The 20,283-nt window shown below is 42.0% G+C and carries 14 protein-coding genes and 1 tRNA gene; 7 read left to right on the top strand and 8 right to left on the bottom strand.

Annotated features, from left to right (window positions below; translation table 11 throughout):
- The first annotated feature begins 5 nt into the window (after positions 1-5).
- Positions 6-79 (top strand) — tRNA-Cys (locus HQM11_05640).
- Positions 80-336: 257 nt separating this feature from the next.
- Complete coding sequence (locus HQM11_05635; GenBank protein ID MBF0350491.1) at positions 337-2,277, top strand: PAS domain S-box protein; 1,941 nt, start codon at positions 337-339, stop codon at positions 2,275-2,277.
- 6 nt (positions 2,278-2,283) lie between these two features.
- On the opposite strand, the gene HQM11_05630 is transcribed toward HQM11_05635, so the two are convergent.
- The 8 genes from HQM11_05630 to HQM11_05595 form a co-directional block, all read right to left on the bottom strand.
- Positions 2,284-3,711 (bottom strand): hypothetical protein, encoded by a 1,428-nt coding sequence (locus HQM11_05630; GenBank protein MBF0350490.1) that lies wholly within the window; start codon positions 3,709-3,711, stop codon positions 2,284-2,286.
- 96 nt (positions 3,712-3,807) lie between these two features.
- A complete protein-coding gene (locus HQM11_05625; GenBank protein MBF0350489.1) occupies positions 3,808-5,598 on the bottom strand; it encodes a hypothetical protein in 1,791 nt (596 codons plus the stop codon).
- A gap of 511 nt (positions 5,599-6,109) precedes the next feature.
- Entirely contained in the window at positions 6,110-7,972 is a 1,863-nt protein-coding gene (locus tag HQM11_05620) for a PAS domain S-box protein (GenBank protein ID MBF0350488.1), read from the bottom strand.
- Between the two features lie 597 nt (positions 7,973-8,569).
- The gene (locus HQM11_05615) at positions 8,570-10,144 is read right to left on the bottom strand and encodes a hypothetical protein (protein MBF0350487.1); all 1,575 of its coding nucleotides are present in this window, start codon (positions 10,142-10,144) and stop codon (positions 8,570-8,572) included.
- Between the two features lie 284 nt (positions 10,145-10,428).
- Positions 10,429-11,553: an anthranilate phosphoribosyltransferase gene (trpD, locus tag HQM11_05610; GenBank protein ID MBF0350486.1), complete on the bottom strand. Its 1,125-nt coding sequence runs from the start codon at positions 11,551-11,553 to the stop codon at positions 10,429-10,431.
- A gap of 176 nt (positions 11,554-11,729) precedes the next feature.
- The gene (locus HQM11_05605; protein ID MBF0350485.1) at positions 11,730-13,967 is read right to left on the bottom strand and encodes a PAS domain S-box protein; all 2,238 of its coding nucleotides are present in this window, start codon (positions 13,965-13,967) and stop codon (positions 11,730-11,732) included.
- Positions 13,968-14,013: 46 nt separating this feature from the next.
- On the bottom strand, positions 14,014-14,772 hold the full coding sequence (locus HQM11_05600) for an FKBP-type peptidyl-prolyl cis-trans isomerase (GenBank protein ID MBF0350484.1): 759 nt from the start codon (positions 14,770-14,772) through the stop codon (positions 14,014-14,016).
- A gap of 374 nt (positions 14,773-15,146) precedes the next feature.
- Entirely contained in the window at positions 15,147-15,338 is a 192-nt protein-coding gene (locus HQM11_05595; GenBank protein ID MBF0350483.1) for a hypothetical protein, read from the bottom strand.
- Positions 15,339-15,446: 108 nt separating this feature from the next.
- Between HQM11_05595 and HQM11_05590 the strand changes: the two genes are divergently transcribed.
- From HQM11_05590 to HQM11_05570, 5 genes are all read left to right on the top strand, one after another.
- On the top strand, positions 15,447-16,418 hold the full coding sequence (locus HQM11_05590; protein ID MBF0350482.1) for a hypothetical protein: 972 nt from the start codon (positions 15,447-15,449) through the stop codon (positions 16,416-16,418).
- A 20-nt stretch (positions 16,419-16,438) separates the two neighbouring features.
- Positions 16,439-17,593: a hypothetical protein gene (locus HQM11_05585; protein ID MBF0350481.1), complete on the top strand. Its 1,155-nt coding sequence runs from the start codon at positions 16,439-16,441 to the stop codon at positions 17,591-17,593.
- A 190-nt stretch (positions 17,594-17,783) separates the two neighbouring features.
- A complete protein-coding gene (locus HQM11_05580; protein ID MBF0350480.1) occupies positions 17,784-18,413 on the top strand; it encodes a c-type cytochrome in 630 nt (209 codons plus the stop codon).
- A gap of 987 nt (positions 18,414-19,400) precedes the next feature.
- Positions 19,401-19,637 carry a hypothetical protein gene (locus HQM11_05575; GenBank protein MBF0350479.1) on the top strand — a complete coding sequence of 79 codons (237 nt, stop codon included), beginning with the start codon at positions 19,401-19,403 and terminating at the stop codon, positions 19,635-19,637.
- 124 nt (positions 19,638-19,761) lie between these two features.
- A complete protein-coding gene (locus HQM11_05570; protein MBF0350478.1) occupies positions 19,762-20,280 on the top strand; it encodes a biphenyl 2,3-dioxygenase in 519 nt (172 codons plus the stop codon).
- Positions 20,281-20,283: the final 3 nt, after the last annotated feature.

Here is a 20,283-nt window from a genome sequence, read left to right as displayed (position 1 = left end):
CTTAAGGCGATGTGGCCGAGCGGTCAGGCAGAGGTCTGCAAAACCTCGTACACCGGTTCAAATCCGGTCGTCGCCTCCAATTTCCCCGAAAAAAGTTTTCCTCGATTTGTCTTAGACCAGACCCCCACTCAGTTCCGTGTCCTCTTGACCCAAAGGAATTGCAAAAGAATAAGTTGTAAAAGTTTGCTCGTGCCCTACGTCCCGTGGGGTAGGTTATCCACCAGGAGAAGCTCTGCTTCGCACCCACCGGAGGTGGGTCGTTGAATTCTATGGCATGGCAAACGCAAATCCGCTATGAAATGGAGTGATAGCCAACATATTATGAAAGGTAAAACAATGAATCCAAATCGGAATACGCTCAGTTCACAAGAATCCATAGAAACTCAAGAATTCAGGGATGAGTCAGGTTTTAAGGAACTGATGAACAGTCTTCCGGATATTATAGCCTGGTTTGACAGAGATATGAGATATATTTACATCAATGACAGGGTGAAAACAATCAGTCATTTCACCCCTGACATGATGATTGGCAAAACAAATCGAGAACTCGGATTGGATGGTCCTGAACTCGAGTATTGGGAGCAAAATAGCCGTGATGTCATTGACTCCGGAAAACCCCGAATCATTCAACTTTTGTTCCCCTGTATTTCCGCTGAAAAACAGTTTTTTGAGTTGCATCTGATACCTGAAACTGATGCCTCCAATCAATTTTCCAGACTTTTAGTAATGGTACGCAATATCACCACTCAAAAACAGGTGGAGCATGAGAAAACACTGCTCAGCACCGTAGTTCAACAATCGGCGGAAACCATAATTATCACTAACTCATCAGGAACCATCGAATATGTGAATTCAGCCTTTGAACGCATGACGGGGTATTCCTCGAATGAAGCGATTGGATGCACTCCCCGAATTCTCCGAAGTCATAAACAGGATGATTCTTTTTACGCGGAAATGTGGAATAGCATCAGCCAGGGCGAAATCTGGAGTCGACGGTTGACCAACAAGAGAAAAGACGGCACCTTGTACGAAGGTGTGATGACGATATCACCGATCAGAAATTCAATCGGGCAAATCACCAATTATGTAGGTGTTCAATATGACATTACCAAAGAACTCGCACTGGAACAGCAATTGATGCAATCACAAAAACTGGAAGCTGTTGGAACACTGGCTGGAGGAATTGCTCATGAATTCAACAATATTATCCAGATTATTTCAGGTTATACCCATGTCGCACTGAAAAAGGTTTCAGATGACTTCATTCATGATTGTCTGGATGAAATACGGGTGGCGGGAAATCGGGCCCGTGATCTGGTAGAACAATTGCTGACATTCAGTAGACCCGCCTCAACCGAGCATAAATCGTTGCCAATCACTCCGATCATCAGAGAATCCATCAGGATGATGCGCGCGACTCTTCCCAAAACCATCGATATTCTGCAAACAATTGATGAGGATTGCGGAAATATCATGGGCGATGCCACCCAGATTCATCAAGTCATGTTGAATTTGCTCAACAATTCCGCACATGCCATTGCCGGGAATATTGGTGTGATTATTGTGACACTCCAAAAAATCACGATTTCTCACGATTCACAGGATCATGCCGGACTGGGTGTGGGGGAATTCGTAGTGTTAAAAGTGGGGGATACCGGATCCGGGATAGTACCGGATGTTATGGAACACATTTTTGAGCCTTTTTTCACCACCAAAGAAGTTGGCAAAGGCAGTGGCCTGGGGTTATCCATTGTTCACGGGATTATCAAACGCCATGGTGGAGCAATCAAGGTGGACAGCGTGCCCGGCTCCGGTACAACCATCAGCATGTATTTTCCAGCCTGCGAGGTTCCCGTCCTGACTTATGAATCGTCCGAATCAGAGCATCCTCACGGGGATGGAAGATTATTAATGATTGATGATGAAGAATCTATCGCCAGAATGTTTAAAGTGTCGCTGGAAGCTTACGGCTATGAAGTAACAGCCATGTCAGACGCGGACAAAGCTCTGGCTCATTTTCGTCAATTTCCAGAAAAATTTGATCTGGTTCTTACCGATCAAACCATGCCGATGACAGATGGAATCCGGCTCAGCATACAACTACTCAAAATAAGACAGAATATCCCGATAATTTTGTTGACCGGATACAGCGACATGATTGATGAAACAGCCATCCTCAAAACAGGAATCCGGAAATTTTTTATGAAACCTGTTAATTTTGAAAAACTGGCCAGAGAAATTCATGAAATCCTGACCATGTCTTCCGGCGTTATGTGACCCCTGTTATTTTTTCTTTGCGCCAGCGTTGATCCAGTCTTTCATGATCTGTTTCTGTTCAGCACTTAATGCGGGCATCCCATAGGGCATTCTTTTGTCCACATCGGTCTCAATAACACGTGTCCATGCCTTACTGTTATTGGGTTCATAAGGCCTGACTGTTGAGTCATTCACGACACTGAAATACTTGTCAGGGTCAAAGGAAATACCTTTGGGTTTGCTGTTAAAAAAACCGCCATCCACTGGATTGGCAACCGGGAAAATAGCATTATCGGTATGGCACGCAGTACATATTTGAAATACTTTTGATTGAACATACATCCAGGAACCCACTGGGTAATTGTTAGGAGCCGCCGCATCGCCATTTACATCAATCGCTCCTGCATTAATCCAGTCTGTCAATCGTGTAATCTGAGCGGCTGAAAGGTATGGCCCATTTTTCGGCATTCGAGCGCCTGTGTATAAACTTCCGCTTCCCTGTAATTTTTGAATGACGTAAGAATTTTTGCTCTTTCTGGAATCAATGTATGGCAACGCTCTTGATGAAATCTGCCGATTATTGACCAGTGTTGTATAGCGATCCAGCGCAAAACTGAGACCATTCCCCGATGCGTCTGTGGTGTTGTTATGGCAACTCACACAGGTACCAAAGATACTAGACTGGATTGTTTTCCAGGTGTCAACGATCGACGTATCAAACATCGCTTTGATCGCGTTGCCGTCACTGTTAACAACACGGATACTGTGCTGAAACGCCCCAATCGTTTCTGGTGATTGAAATTGCAGGGATACAAGTCCCAGCGTTCCTTCCAGTGTGATCGTTCCAGTCGTTGATGAAAACGTGCCTGTTTGACTTTCAATTGTCCATGTCAGGGTTTCATTGAAAGTGCCTGATACATAAAAATTGACGGGTTTGGTTGTACCAGCAGGAATTGTGGTTGGACGGCTGATTTGCTCAATTTTGGGCAACTTGTAGGTATCGCCGTCATTACTCATTTTAAGCGAGAGACTGATGCTGCTTGATTCTGATTGTAGAGTGTAATTGGTTGAACTATTGAACAATTCATTTCCTGAAGCATCTGTCGCGCTGGTTATAAAAGTCAGTTCTTTGAGAACTGGAATCTGTGCCAGAGTTCCTTCCCAGACATTGTTATTTTTTGTGAAAGCCTGGTTTTCAATTCTGAAAGTGGAACCATCCTTGACACTCACTTTGACATTTGTCACATCTGAAAAACTTCGAGCATTTCGATTCATGCCCTGAATCAAATTAATTTTAACACTGATGTCTACAAATTCTTTTTTCTGAACTGTGCCGGAATCTTCTGTATTTGGAATCACGTCCAAAGTACGCGTAAGTTCATTCGGCTCATAAATATCCGCACAAGAAATCATCATGAATGACATGAGTACAATTCCTATAAGTCCCATTTTCATAAGTCCTCTTGGCTGAAGTAACAAACCTGTTGATTGAATATTTGACACTAAAGGTAAAAAGGAGAGATACCCGAGGGTATCTCTCTTGTTGATCAATTATTGAGGAGCGCCTGCGGCAATCCATTCTTTGACACGATCAATGGTCGCTTGATCAATTGAGCCACCTAGAGGCATTTTTGAACCGCTGAAATTTGGACCAGCACCTTCAAGTTTCTGAATCAGGTAGGAAGAAGCGACATCACCCACTGCGATGTATGGAATTCCGGCTGTAGAAACCTTTGCGTTGGTAACAACTTCATCATATTTGCTGGCTTCCCATGAAAGTCCCATGGTTGGGCTTCCGCCACCATGACATCCGGTACATTTTGAAAACACATCGGTTTGCATGGTTGTCCAGGTTTCTGAAGTGGTTGGTCCAGCAGGTTCTGGTTTTGCTTCAAAATTGGCACCGGCCAGGATCCACTCTCTCAGCAGAGCGACATTAGCATCAGATACGTTTGGGCCGCCCAATGGCATTCTGGAACCACCGTAATTCGCACCGGCACCTTCAATTTTTTGTACAGCGTAACTTCCATCAGGATTTCCGGGAGCGATATACGGAATTCCGGCAGTCGACATTTTACCAGCGGTTACAACTTCGTCATACTTGGTCGCTTCCCATGAAAGTCCCATGGTTGGGCTTCCGCCACCATGACATCCGGTACATGTGGAGAAGATTTTTGTCTGCATGGAGGCCCATGATTCGTTGGTGTAAGGTCCGCCGCCTTTGCCAATGGTTTCCTTGCCAATATCCACAACCAGCACATCATCATTGGGGAATTGTTCTTTGGACAGGTTATATTGCAGAGTGGAGCTTCCACCATCGGCATCTGTCACAACCAGTTCAATCATTCCGGCATCATTGGTGGTATAACCAGTCAGTTGAGCGGGATTCACGGTTGGATTGGCAAAGCGGGTTGCGTCGCCACTGAAAGTCCAACTGTAATTCAGGTTGCTCAACGCTTTGTCATCAGTCACAGTCGCTTCCAGGATGATATTGTCACCAACTCGCTGGGATGCCAGATTTTCAATTGAAGGATTGAAGTACAAGGAAACATTCGCGTCACCTAAACCAATAATGGTAGTGTTAAACACAACTTTGATTGAATTTCCCTGAGTGTTGGTCAAACGGAATGAATGGGTATAAACACCGGCTGTGGTAGGCGCTGTAAAATCAACAACCAGTTTGGCGCTGGTGCCTTCAAGTGTTACAGTCCCTGAACTCGGGGTAAAACTTCCGGCTGTTCCCAGGATGTCCCATTGCAGTGCTTCTCCAAATGAACCGGAAAGAAAGAAGTTGATCTGACTGGTATTTCCGGATTCGACACCAGCAGCCGTACGACTGATTTGTTCAACTTTGGGGAACTTGACCGTCTTGGTTCCTTCAGAGGTGGCCAGGGTGATTGAAACAGATGTCACGCTCGCAGCCAAAGTAGTCACGGTCATGCCGTTGAATACTTCTGTTGTTCCGTTATAGGCTTTGGCGATAAAACTCAGTTCGATTCCCACTGGCATTTTGGCTAGGGTACCTTCCCAAGTGTTACCATTTTTAGTGAATTCCTGATTTTCCACTCTAAAGGTAGAACCCTGTTTTACACTGACTTTGACAGAGGTCACATCAGCGAACCCAGCTCGTGCCAATTTAGATACTGCCGAACCTGGCATGGTTAATTGAATCGTAACATCAACTTCAGTGGCTTCTTCAGCGGATTTTTCGACAGCCGCTGTTATTTTATTTTCACTTTGTGCTGAATTTTTATCTGTTGGATTCAACTCACTGCAAGCCGCAAACAGCATACTTGCCATGACAATCATTGATAGCCATTTCATAAAGGTTATCACTCTCATATTCCTCCTAAAGTTAGGTTTATTCCTAAATCACCATGATTTTGGTTTCGGATACCTTTCTGCAACTAGCTGGCCACTTTTTTAAATTAAAAAAAACACATGAATAACATGCTGATATTAATCAGTAATTAATTTTAATTTTTATAAAAATTCCAGATAATTCCAGATAATTTTTCAATAGATTTATTGTGATTTATGAGCTTGCATCACAGGGTTAAAAACACTCATCAACGATCCTTAATGCCGTTGTCTTTGAGTCTCTGCAAACTGCATGGATCATGGCTCAAACAGGCAAAAGCCTGCTTGAGAAACAAGTCGTACTTTTTATGTTTTCAGATGACAATAAATAAGGGGAATGATGAAACTGGAGGCTGCCTATTAACCGGCAGATCTGGACGAAATTTCGGCGAGGAAAATCTAAAAATTGATTCAAGTGTATTGTTTGAAGGATCGTATGGTTCATATAATTGATTTATGAACCCAGATTTATGGAACACTGTGTCGATGGACCTTATTGCTCCTGATATTGACGAATCAGATCAATGAGCATTTTAAAATTGACGGGTTTGGACAAACATTCACGGATTCCCCAAGCATCCAGTTCTTTTTGACTGAATGCGTCACCATAGCCTGTAACCATGAGAATAGGCAGATCCGGCGCATGTTGATGAAGGTTTATTGCCAGTTGGGCACCATTCATGTTGGGCATGGCATAATCCGTAATAACCAGGGAAAATTTCTCGGGATTATCCTTCCAGGTTTGAAACGCTTTCTCTCCGTCTCCACACACGATCACAGGAACTCCTTTTTTTTTCAGCATAGCTTTATATATTTCGATGAGAACGGGTTCATCCTCCGCTATCAGTACGTAGCGTTTTTCAGGATGGATCTGCTCAATTCCCAACACCGTTTCAGGGGATTGATGTGAAGATTCCATTGATAAAACATCTGAAGGAGCCACAGTTTTATTCTCAAACAATGACTGGGCCTGTATGGCTGTAAGGATAGGCGATCTTACCATGTCTTCTGAACGCTCCATATTTTTCAAAGGAAGTTCACTGGTCGTAGGAAAATAAAGGTCAAACGTGGTTCCCTTACCAACCTCGCTGCTGACAGAGATTTGTCCTTTATTAGCCTCGATCAGTCCCTGAACGACCGAAAGCCCCAGACCAGAGCCATTCCCGGTTTCTTTTGTGGTAAAAAAAGGCTCAAAAATTCTATTTAGCGTTTCAGGAGGTATTCCGCATCCGGTATCACTCAAACTCAAACGCGCGCATTGGAGTTGACCGTATTTCCAGGCAGGATCGTTATCACCAAAATCCTGACTGGTTTGCGGCATGCCCTGGAGAATAATTTCAAGCGTTCCTCCTGTTGTGTCCATGGCATGAACAGCGTTAAGGCAAAGATTCAGCAGAATTTCAGAAATTTGCCCGGAATCCATTTTGATAAAAATGTTTTCGGTCTGGATATTGACTTTCAATTGAACTGATTTTGGAATGATCATGCTGAGCCTGTCAGCTTCCTGTCGCAGGTATTCTGACAGGTTGATCACCATCAAATTTTTTGTTGTACCGCCTAATACCATGATCTGTTTAACCAGTCTGGATCCACGTGTCACCGTTTTCTGGACGAGATCCAGCATTTTTACATCACGTTCGGAATGGTTGGGTTCCTCTGACATGATAGCAATGGCACCGGCAATGATATTCAGCAGATTGTTGAAATTATGAGCCACTCCAGCAGAAAGGATACCAATAACTTCCAACTTCTGAGCTGCAAGCAGACGGGCTTCCATTTCATGTTTTTCCGTAACATCCCGCATGATGGTGGAAAAATGTGTGATATCCCCCGACTGATTGAACACAGGTGAAACAGTGACATCCGCATAAAATCGAGAACCATTTTTCCGTTGGGATATCGTTTCATTCCTCCAGCATTGGCCACCTGAAACCGTTTTCAGGAGATCCTGATAGATTTCAGTATTTTGCCGATCACTGTTGAGCATGCGGGATGTTTTTCCAAGTAATTCCTGTGCGCTGTAACCGGTCATGGATTCAAGGGATGGATTCGCGTAAATAATTATTTCATTCAGATCTGTGATCATCAACCCGTCACCGGTATAATCCAGGGATCTGGCCAATGCGTCACGCTTGCTCAGTTGTTCAACCAGATTTTTATAATGGATGAGATGATTATCAAGAGGTCTGATAAGGAAATAATGAAGACACCCCCACATTACTATTGATAGAATACATGCGTCAATGAAGACTTCCATCCAGGGTGCTGGCGGCCAGAATCTGAACATGATCATGACCAGAGCCTCAGCCAGAAAGGTGGTTCCGACAATCACCAGGAATGAATACCTGGGTGTCACAAATTCCTTAGCACTTATAAAGTTTAATTTTTTAAATATCATACTCAACTTGATTGCAATCTGGTAAAACCATGCTTTCCTCAAAATCAACAACTGACTTATCGAAAATCCCAAATTAAATAAATATTGTCCCGGTTAAGTGGGTAGCCTTTGAATTCATTGAGATGGTTATCCTGATAGTTAAAAAAAATGGATATGGATAATCAAGGATATATTTTGCTTCGTGAGGATAAATCAAAATTTTGGTCAGTTTATCAAAAAAGCAAATGTGTCATTTTGAATCGAAAACAAGAAATCCATGGGTTTCGACTGATTCCAAGATCTCGACACGATAAATTACCTTTGGATGAGTCAAGGGCTCTTTCAGAGTTTGTTCAGACAGGGTTTTATCGTATTCCATAAAAATTATTCGGCAACATCCACCTGAATCACTTTAGAAAAAGGGGGAATACTTGCTGGATATTTTTCTGGAGAACTATAGATAATTCGATCCTGGTATTTTTTGGGGAATTTAGGGGAAATAAAGGCATGTCAGGTATTGACGATATGTGAGAAACAGGGATGATAATAGAATCATCCCTGAAGATGAATTCATGTTTATTCGTTGGCACCGCTATCAATCCAAAGAACGATCTTATTGAGTTCGTCTTCAGTTAAATAGGGTCCTCCTAATGGCATCCGGTTTCCAGACCCCATGCCTTTGAGTTTTTTAACAAGGTAACTCGAGATACCATCTCCACGCTTGATCAAAAGTTCGCCCGTAGCACTTTGTTTATAAAGCACTGTTTCATATTGATCTGCCGTCCAACTCAGCTTTGAGGCAGGTGTTGTCGCGTTATGACAAACAACACAACGTTTTTGAAATATTTCTTTTTGAATATCACTCCATACGAACAATTGAGAATTGATTTCTATTGTTGCTTCCACATCTTTCGGGATTTCAATACCAGAAAGCGATCCGGATGAATCCGTTACTTTCAGTTTTTTCGCGCCATTATCAATCCATGTACCTATCAGATTGATGCTTTCATCTGACAAGGCCGACCCCAAAGGCATGCGTTTCCCTGCTTCACCTTTAATTTTTTTATACAACATACTCTGTTCCTTGTTTCCAACTTCAACAATTTTTATTCCTGAAGAACTTTTCTTTCCATTGGTCACAATTTCTTTATAACTGTTAAAGTCGAGATTCAGGTCTCCATTTTTCAGATTCTTATTATGGCATCCAGAGCAGTTATTGCGTAGAATGGATTGTTCAATGGCATCCCATGAAACATATTCCACAGAAGGCAAAGCGCCGTTATCAATCCATTTGCCGATGTTTTCGATTTCACTGCCGGGCAGCGCAATTCCCAATCCGGGCATTTTACTACCCTTGATGTCGCTGCCGATCAGCTTGAGATACAAATAACTTTTATCTTTATTGAAAGGCTCGACAATTTTTAATTCTGAGACTTCCGAGCTTCTTCTTCCTCTGGCCACAATGTCATCATATCGATCAGCAGACCAGGATAGGTTTTTGTAATTGAAACTGTTAGAATGACACATCTGACAACCCGGTCCCAACACATATTTTGTAATGTAATCCCAAGTAGGTTCCGCGGCTATGGATGGAGCCACTACGCCAGCGGCGGTTTCATCACTCAATGGTGTATCCTCTGCCTGTAATTCCGTGGGAAGCGCTGATTCTCTCAAGGCGCCGTCAGCAATCCACATTTCAAAGTATTGAATTGCCACCTCTTCCAGATAAGGACCACCAAGAGGCATCCTTGAAACACCATCCAGACCTTTGAGTTTTTTAATGACAAAACTGTTTTCCGGATCAAAAGGTTTTACAATCAGGTCTTCCGTGGTTGAGCTTTTCCGCTGAGCAGTCACGATCGCGTCATAACTTTCCAGAGTCCATGAAAGACCTGATGCTGGTGATGCGTCATTGTGACAACTCACACAGTTTTTTGAAAGAAACGCCGCATATATTTTTTCCCATGATATTCCGCTGATAGGTTCCTTATCCTTTGTTGTCTCAATATTGGTTTCTGTCGTAGTGGTTTCCATCCCTGTTGTGGCACTTTTTGAGTTTTTCTTCATGCCTGTTCCTTCGATATCAGAACATGAAACCACTGAAATAATCATTATCAGAATAACCAGGAATAGTTTGATATCTGTTTTCATGATCACCTCTCGAATGTTTAATTGGTTACAAAGTCTGATATTCCTCCTTCACGCCTCATGCCTTATCCGTGCTACACTGAAACAAAAATTATTACACAACAAAAACAAGTGTTTAATTATTCACTATGTTAGTAAATCTTGCGGTTGTACTCCTTGGGGGATGACGAGATTTCGTCAGTTGTCACCGGGATTTCGTCAGAAATACAGGATAAAATGAGGATTGATCCATCGGGATATTGATCAGCGCAATATCCCATTTTGATGGAATCGTGGCGAGATATGCTTTACATCGGGATCTGAATCTCACCCAGGGTTGCATGGAATTGTTCTTCGCTTTTCATGCGATTTCTGGTCTGGGTCAATACCCATTCCTGAAGTTTTTCAACAGCAAGTCCTCTTGCCAGAGTTTCCTGTGCCATTTGATACCCCTGTTTGAGATCTTTGGCTTTTCCAGCGATATATATGATTGGAGCCGCGTTCAGGCACATAATATTGCGTTTTGCGTTACTGGCTCGCCCCAGCAGTGTTTTTAATAATTCCTGCGCATCCCCGATCACTGTTCCGGTGGATGCGATCTTGTCAAACGAAGGTCGTTTGATACCAAAATCTTCCGGAGTGATTTCATAGGATTCTATGGCTCCATTTTCATGAAGTTCACGAACTTCTGTGATTCCAAAAGTCGAGATTTCGTCTATACCCTTGGTTTTTTTGTCATTCCATCCGTAAACGACCATGGCTTTTCTGTATCCGATCTCTCTCATGGTTTCAATGGTATGATTCAGAATTGTAGGAGAAAACACTCCGCGAAGCGCATAACGGGGGTTGGCAGGATGAGCGAGAGAACCAGAGATATTAAGCGTCGAACCAAAACGGATCTGGGACAGAATCCGTCCTAATGCCGAGGGGTGGACTTTGGCGCTCATACCGTTGAAAATGCCTATCCCGGCCTGTTCAATGCTGTGTTTGACACAATTGAGATCACATTCAACATCAACGCCCAGATGTTCCAGAACATCAACCGTGCCGCATTTGGATGTAATGGATCTGGCTCCATGCTTTGCCATGGAAACACCATTAGCCGCCGCAATGATAGAAGCCCCTGTGCTGATATTGAACGTTTTCAGTGTATCCATTCCGGTTCCGCAATTTTCAACCAATGGATCAATATGACTCAGATCGACTTTGTTGGTATCAAATTCATAAATGGCATCCCAACTTCCCGCAACTTCCTCAAACGTCTCCCCTTTGGCAACAAGAGCCGCCATGAAAGCTCCCTGTTGCAGGTCAGGTTGTGTGTTCTGGATGATATGCATCCAACCTTCACGGGCTTCTTGACGAGAAAGATTTTCCCGACGGATCAATCTCATGACGATATCACCAAAACTTCTGAGTTGTTCTTCCTGATACATAATCCCTTTTTCAAGTTGTGGAGCGGAATTGACACTTTATGGAACCAACATTTAATTTGTAAGCGTTCAGTGTTTATGCGCTTCAGAAGCATTATGACTCCATAGCAGAAAATATCGTTTGGTTGCCATGCCTTGAGAATTATTGAAAACTGATAGCTGACGACTGAACGCTTACTTTAATTTTTATCAAAAGAAACAGGAATAACCACTATCACGGTTGTCCCTTCACCTAAAATACTCTGAATATTCAGTGTGCCTCCCTGTTCTTCAACTATTTGCTGAACAATGGCCAACCCCAAACCACTACCATCCGCAATGGATTTTGTAGTATAGAAAGGTTCCGTGACCTTGGATAGATCCTCTGGTGAGATACCTTTTCCCGTGTCTTCTACAAAAATAGTGAAGAGATTTTTGTTTAGATCCAACGCAAACCGGATATGAATTTTGTCACCTTCCAGGCAGGCTTCGACCGCGTTTTCCAGCAAATGATGGAGAATCTCCTTGAAATATTTGGGGTCAAGGTACACTGAGGGCACTTCTGGAGACTCAATATGAATGAGGATCTGTTTTTGTGTAGCGTCTTTCTGGAGGCCTGAAGCCAGAACATCTTCTACATTATCGACAATGTTTATCATGGATTTCTCTGTAACTGATTCTCGAGAGAACAGTAGCAGACGCTGAGTGATTCTTTCTATACGATCCAGAGCTTCAATGACCATTTCAAAAATTTCCTGTGAATCCTGATCCTCGCCATTCAGTCTCCGCTTCAGAATATCGAGACAATTGATCGCTCCATGCACGGGATTGCGCATGGTATGAGCCACCCCTGCCACAATCACACCGATTCTTGACTGTCGCTCATGGTAGGATGCGATTCTTTCATTCATGAGACTATCATTTTCAGCCTGTTTTCTGGCGATAGCCGTAGCCAGAAGGTTTGCGACCGAAAACACGAAAAATGTATCAAATTCGGTGAATTTTCGATTGGGGTTTCCTGTGCATACACACAACACCCCATAAGGATTATTCTCCCTTCCATAAATAGGAACACTGATGCCCCCAATCATTTTATGACACAACGTGGAATTTGTATTAAAGCGGGGGTCTGTCTGGATATTGTCTGAAATAACGACAGTTTTTTCTTTCAGCGTGTATTGCGCCATGGAGTTCTGCACATGTATCAACTCATTTTTTGAGCAGACGAAACCAGCACCGACAGACATCCGAAAAGTTTCATTATCCACGGGATGTGGCCTTAGAACCCAGCAACAATCCACATCAAGTCCAGTTAAAACATATTTGGTCGCCATTGAAATAAGGTCATCAGGTTTTGTGCCAGAAAGAGCTTCCCCGCCAAGTGTCGCGATCAGCGATTGCTGGCGCATATACATTTTTGCGGTGTTTTCAGCGTTTTTACGTTCCCGGATATCTCGAATAAAGCTCTGTAATACCTTCTGTTCCTCATGCTCAATCAGGTGACTGCTGATTTCCACATCCAGTATTTCTCCGGCTTTTCCTGAAAAACGGTGTTCCTGGATCAACGGTTGGTTTGCGACGATATCTTTAATTTTATTTTGATACTCAGCACGTTTTTTTTCGTCGATTAAATCGAAAATATTCATGACGGAAAGCTCTTCATGAGAGTATCCCAACAGTTGGGAACACACTTGATTGGTTTCGATGATTTTGCCGGAAAGCTGGCTGATAATGACCGCATCACCTCCAAGTTCAAACAGACTACGGTATTTTTGTTCTGATTTGACAATCTGCTCCGTTTGTTGACGGAGTCGTTTTGAAGTTTGCCACATCAATGGGAAAAAAATCATATAAATGATTGAAAAACCGACAATGATTGAGGACCATATAATTTTTTGAGTCAACGCGATTTCATCAAACAAATAACCGACATCCTGATAGACTTCAAAAACAAAATCGACATTTATTGAGTCAAATTGTATCGGGACATACAATTCGATGATTTTCACATATTCTGTTTCATGGACATGTTCAGTTTTTTCCGGATGCTTCATTTCAGCAACAATCTCTCCCGCCAGTGCTTCCTCAAGTTCATCGTTATCCGGAAAAGCCTGTCCGATCAAATCAGACTGATCTGACCAGAGAATGACACTGTCACGACTCCAGACTTTCACTCGATCCACATTATGATCAAGCATGAAATGTTTCATCTTTATCGAGATTTTTTCTGAAGTAGAACCACCATTCAGAAACAACTCTTCCTTGCGAAATTCTGTCTTGATGTGCAGGGAAATGGACCTGGCCAAAGCAAATTGAGCATGTCTGACCATATTGGTTTCAACCACATAGTTGAGCACCCCGATCGACAGAATCCCAAACAGAATCAGGGTCACCAAAAATAACAGTGAAAATTTCTGAATAACAGTCAGATTTTTCATAAGTCCTGCTTTATACCAAAATTTATTTCAGGTAGACGATATTGTTTTAATGGTTTTCATTTTTATCAACCGAGATCAATTCAATATCGAAGATCAGTGTGGAATTGGGTTCAATCATATTCCCATGCCCAATACCTTTTTCACCATAGGCCAGAGCAGAAGGAATAAATAATCTCCATTTGGCTCCGGCTTTCATCAACTTGAGTCCTGCTTGCCAACCTTCAATGCCCTGATCCAGTCTCATTTTCAATGGTGTTCCTCTTTGATAGGAGGAGTCAATTATTTTTCCATTGAGCAATTGTCCCTGATAATGAACTGTGATCTGATCTGTCGCGGAGGGTGATTCTCCTGTTCCCTGTCTCAATTCCAGATATTGCAGACCATTGGGCAATACGACAACCCCTTCTTTTGTTTTGTTGCTTTCGAGATAAGCCTGACCTTCCTTCAGATTTTTTTCACGAAGATCTTTAGTATTGAAGGCGTTTTGGGGAGCGAGGGCAGTTTGAGCCGAATCTTTTGACTTATTCAAATAGTAATTCTGGATAGTTTGCTGAATTTCTCGCGGTGGCATCAGGGAGGCACCGTTCTGTCCATCTTTGATGCCTTGAATGACGATATTCAAGGAAACATCCATTTTTTGACGGTTATAACTGTCACCAATGGTATAGCCCAAACTGTAGCTCAATTTATCTTTATCTGATTGTAAATCTGACAGTGTCAATGCTGTTTCGCCATTTTTTTGTTCACAACCAATTATTAGACTACCCAATAGCGTTAAAACTAAAATATTCAATTTTGTATTCATAATCACGCTCCAATAAGGATAAGGCACTTTACAGAATATCATCAATCGCTGCTTTTTAGAAAAATAGTAGTTGTCTTATGAAACTCAAGAGTTGTAAGTTATCAGCTATCAGCTTTTAGTAAATCATTGAAATTAAAAGTTTTATAAATATCTAACTTTCAAAGAAAGTTTTATGCTTATATAAAAATAAAAATAATTTCAATCGGTTAAAAAACTGAGAACTGAAAGCTGAGAACTTACCACTGTCGAGTTATGAAACAACTACTATTTTTACTGCAATTACCTGACCTTAAAAATGGAGTCTGTTTTTAACTTGTAGAAATATTGAGATATTTATCTCTCGCATGAGATAGCTTGAGGACAAATATTTACTTTTATGCCTGCGGAACAGGCACTTTCAGAGCATAATTCTTCATTATCGCCGACAAGTCGTCTATTGTGCCGGTTTTTCGGCTGACATCCGGTTTTTCATATTGAAACCCCGCCCGCCAATCTTCAGGACATCCGCCTGTAATGGTTAAAGCCGATTTTTCGGCGTTTATGTTTCCCTCATAATTCTCAAACATGGCATGATGTCATTAAAAAAATCATGGCATTTTTGTTGCAGATTAATGCCATCCATACATAAAATCATGATTATATTGAATTAGTATTTAATAAGCTGAGTGCGTGATATGCTTCAAAATCTTAGATTTACCACTGAAAGCCATCCTGTTTCCAAAACACGTGACCTTCCATCTTCCGGGAAGATTCATGAAGTGATTCAGTCTATCCAGAAAACAGGGATAGGACTGGATACAGAAAGCAGTAACGCTTCAATCCAGCTTTGCAGAAAATTGGATGAATCTTTTCAATCCATGTCAGACGATGCCAGAAGAGTCGTCGCGCATCAATATTCGTTTTTTTCAACAGTAACGGGTTTTCTGGATTTTATCAAAAAATTGTTTAAAGGAGGAACACAACATAAGGAGCAAACGTTTCGTAAATTATTGAAAAAAATCAGTTCTACCAATCTTGCGGTTGAACAACTGACACAAACTCCGCACATTTTTGTTTCAGAACAGATGCATCAACAAGTTGGAAATGCGTTAAAATCCATGTTGGATGCGTTAAATCATCTGATAATTCAATTAATTCCACCCAACCTCCCACAGTATTCCAATCGAAAGCTTTCCCCCAGGAATCTGTCAATGCTGAGTTTTCACAAAACAGATTTGTTGTTTCATGATAATAGCAAACCCTATCATCAAATCATGAATCAATATTCGGATTTAATTCATGTGATGCTGGGGCACCAGGGACTGCCTTTGTATCTGGCCTATCGAAATGAATATTTTAAATATTGGCTTAGAGATGTGACACGCACTAAAGACCGGTTGAACAAATCGTCAATCCCCGTTATGAGCAGTCTCAAAGCAGATCTTTATGAAGAATACAGGCCTTTGACACACATATCCACGGGCCTCAGCGCAGATCTGCGCGATCTTCGAACGTTTGATTCCAGGGGCGTTATTGATGCGGAGCGCCAAATACTTGACCGTCTTCCATTGCAAATTCTGGATGATTTCATTTCCAGATTGATGATCCAGTATCAGAGTCTTGAAAATAAGGAAATGAGTGCATGGAATACCATGGAACTGAGATAACTATTTTTATGAGGTAAAGAATGAAACTGAAGGTCTCTCTCCTGATTATCAGTGCTGTTAACATCTATTTTTGTAGCATCTTGTGGGCTGAACCCTATATCGCCATCAGAGAAGGTTATAAATGTTCCAAATGCCATGTCAACATCACCGGTGGCGGCAAAAGAACCGATTTCGGCAATATTTATGTTCAGACCCGATTGCCTCAATATTTTGTTCAATGGGCTTCTCCCGGAGATCAGACCGAGCCTGTTGAGGAAGAATTAAGTTCCGCTCAGAAAAAGAAGAAAGAAGAGCAACCTGAAGAAATACCGCCCCAACAAAACTTGTATAACGGGAATGTGAATGATTTTTTCTCTATCGGGGGTGATATCCGTGCAGAACTTAGATATCTTGAAGAACCTGGGCAGGATAAGACTCACGGTTTTAAATTAAGCAAAACATTACTGTATTACCGGATAGATTTTATTCCTGATCAGGCGTTTCTCTATGTTGATCAGTCGGATGTTGCCAACATCCGTGAAAACTTCGCGATGTTTCGTGGAACAGAATATGACGCGTATCTGAAAGTCGGACGTATGTTTTTACCTTCCGGTTTCAGGTTACAGGATGATGACGCCTATGTTCGCGCCGTTTCAGGATTCACTTACGGGTTATCGGATGAAGGTTTTGAAGTTGGTGTGGAACCGGGACCCTTTTCTTTCAGTCTCGCCGTAACCAATGGTGGAACGGAAATTGACAAGCAAACCAGTTTTTATGGATATATGATTGGAGAACCCGGAATGATCGGATTTTCACAATCTGTTAAAAAATCTGAATCTTCCAAACATGTCATGAACATTTTCGCCGGATTCAATGCGGGCCGGTTGACGGGTCTGGCACAAGTTGACAAAATTGAGGAAGATCAGGATGGCTCTCCAAAACTGGAAAAACAGGTAGGTTTTCTGGAATTGAATGTGATGCTGTATAAAGGCGCGAATCTAAAGCTGACTTATGATTTTCATGATCCGAATATTAATGAAGAAGACGACACTGAAGCCCGAATGAGCATTGCTTATGAACCATTTCTGACCCAATTCTTCCAGATACGCACGGGATATCGCAACTATAGCGGGCCTTCTGAAAACACCGCGGCTAATCTCAAACTATTGTTCACAGAACTGCATCTAATTTTCTGACAATATTTTATTCCTTTGAATTCCATTTTTTAGAAATTAGACTTTTTCCGGCTAAAAAGGCCTGGAAAAGTTTATAGGGAACCTGAACATCTGTTTTTCCAATAGAACAGTTTTCATCTTCCCGCTGTGTAATCCTGAGTAATCAGGATATTATTGTTAAACTGCAATCATTTTTTTAGGAGAATTCTCAATGAAAAAAATCATCATCACAGGATTGACACTTTTGTCAGTCATTTCTGTTGGAACCAGTGTTATGGCCGCGGGCAACCCCAATGCGGGAAAAACTCTTTATGCGGTATGCGTTGGCTGTCATGGCGATAAAGCGGCTGGAAATACAGCGTTAAATGCACCCGCTCTTGCTGGACAGGAAGAATGGTATGTCGTTCGGCAATTGAACAATTTCAAGGCTGGCATTCGAGGCGCTCATGCTCAGGACACTTATGGTGCTCAAATGCGCCCCATGGCAATGACATTGGCCAATGATCAGGCTGTCAATGATGTCGCCGCTTATATTTCTTCGCTGGTTCCCGCTGATTCTCCAGCAACAGTGAAAGGTGATATTGCTGGCGGTAAAGCCAAATTCGCGCTGTGCGCAGGTTGCCACGGACCGAATGGTGAAGGAAATCAGGCAGTAAACGCCCCACGACTGACAGGACAGCATGACTGGTATGTCGTTCGCCAGCTTCAGAATTTCAGAGCAGGAATTCGAGGTGCTCATCCACAGGATTCCACTGGAGCGCAAATGCGTCCAATGTCACAGGCACTTGCCAGTGAACAGGAACTCATCAATGTCGCAAGCTATGTCAATACACTGAAATAATTACATGTCTCCTTTACCGGGAATCTGGATTATCCATTCCCGGCATTCCCTTCCTTTTTTAATTCGGGTTAAGCGAAATAATACTAACAACCTGTTCGTATCTCTCCTGTGTTCCACAATATCTCAACTCAATGAATTCTTCCCCAAGAAGTCCCTTTTACAAAGTCGGTATGGGGAATCCAACGATCAGAATTACATTCCTCCGAACCTCCTTGAACCAAAGTGGAAGGAAATACAGTAACATTCAAAATCCAGAAGCTGATGACATCGCGTGTGCGTACCAGAGGTGAGCCTGAAAGAGCAGGTGAATCAAGGAAGGTAACGCACAGGCAAATTGCTCCTGGTTATTTTCTAATATTCCCCAAACACATGCCTGGTTACGAAATTGGCACTGAATTGGTATCGTGTTTGCAGAAGTAAGGGTGTTGTTTATAAAAATTTTTTAAATGGAGTATCATCAACCAACATAAAAAAAGAATTCTCATTCAGGTTATCATCTTTACGTTATTCATGTGATAAACGTTAGTCCTGATACATGACAAACAGGTCATTGTTCTAAAACGTGATCAAGCCCATCAAATGAAATTCAAATCAACCATCACCCCATAAAATGGAGCTCTTATGTCTTCCATAAAAATGAATTGTTGGGAAATCAAACAATGTGGTCGAGAACCGGGGGGACGACTGTCTCACAGGGAACCCTGCCCTATCCCGCTGACCACAACAACGAATGGCATAAATGGAGGTAAAAACGGGGGGCGGGCATGCTGGGCAATTGCTGACTCCAGATGTCGTGGACGTAACATTGACCCTTTTTCTGAAAAAATAGCTCATTGTATCCGCTGCAAAGTCTATCAGCAGGTGATGAATGAAGAAGGCCACAATTATCGGAATACGCGCGAGGTTTTTTCAAGATTATACTCACCTGAATATCTGGCCCCCTCCCAAAGTACTAATTCGCTCTCATCTGAAGCAAAGAGAGTTTTTATGAAAATTCACAATGACATGGATGAACAATGCTGGAGTACCTTGAGGAATGATACGAATGAAGCTGTTAATTGTGGTAATTTGCAACTTCGACTGTTCAACGGTGAACATCCTGATCTGGTACTCGAAGACTATGAACATTTCAAATATCAGGTTGAGAACCGTTGTAGTCAGGAGATTGAATGCGAAGATCTTTTTTTTGAAGAACCTGAGACAGAACAAAGCACTCTCCAATGATGCCTGTTTCTCGTGATCTTCAATAATTATTATATGCGAAAAATATTTGGACAGATTTTTGCAGATAAAAATGCAGTTTTTCCATTAATTTTTAAATAACATTAACCTTAACAAGTGAGAATCTATGAAGGCCCTGAATATTTATTTCAAAATATCTTTAGCAATGTTTTTTCTGATCATTCTGGGGCAGAACCTGTGGGCAAAAGGCGATTTGACTGAAACAGATATCAATAAAATCACGGTTGAAATCAGCAATGAGAAGGGTGATTATGTTTTCAACTGTATTGATTGTGAGAACCCCAAACTTTTGAAGTTTGAAACAGGTAAAGCCTATAAACTGGTTTTATTGAATAAAAGTAAACAAAAACATTATTTCACATCCTACAGTCTTGCCCGGTTGGTTTTTACCCGGAAAGTTCACGTGTTCAAAGGGTTGGAGGTCATGGATGGATGGGCCGCCGAGGTAAAAGGAAATGTCACTGAAATAGAAATCGCACCTATGACCAAAACGGATTGGTATTTTGTTCCGGTTAAAACCGGCAAAGGAAACGATGTCCACTGCCACATTACGGAAAGTGATGGGAAAAATGTCGGCAAATCTCATGCGGATCTTGGTATGACCATGTCATACGAAGTGTATTAAAAA

This window comes from SAR324 cluster bacterium, from assembly GCA_015232315.1.
In the GTDB taxonomy this organism is placed as follows: Bacteria; SAR324; SAR324; order SAR324; family NAC60-12; genus JADFZZ01.
This window is presented reverse-complemented; position numbering and strand designations above follow the sequence as displayed.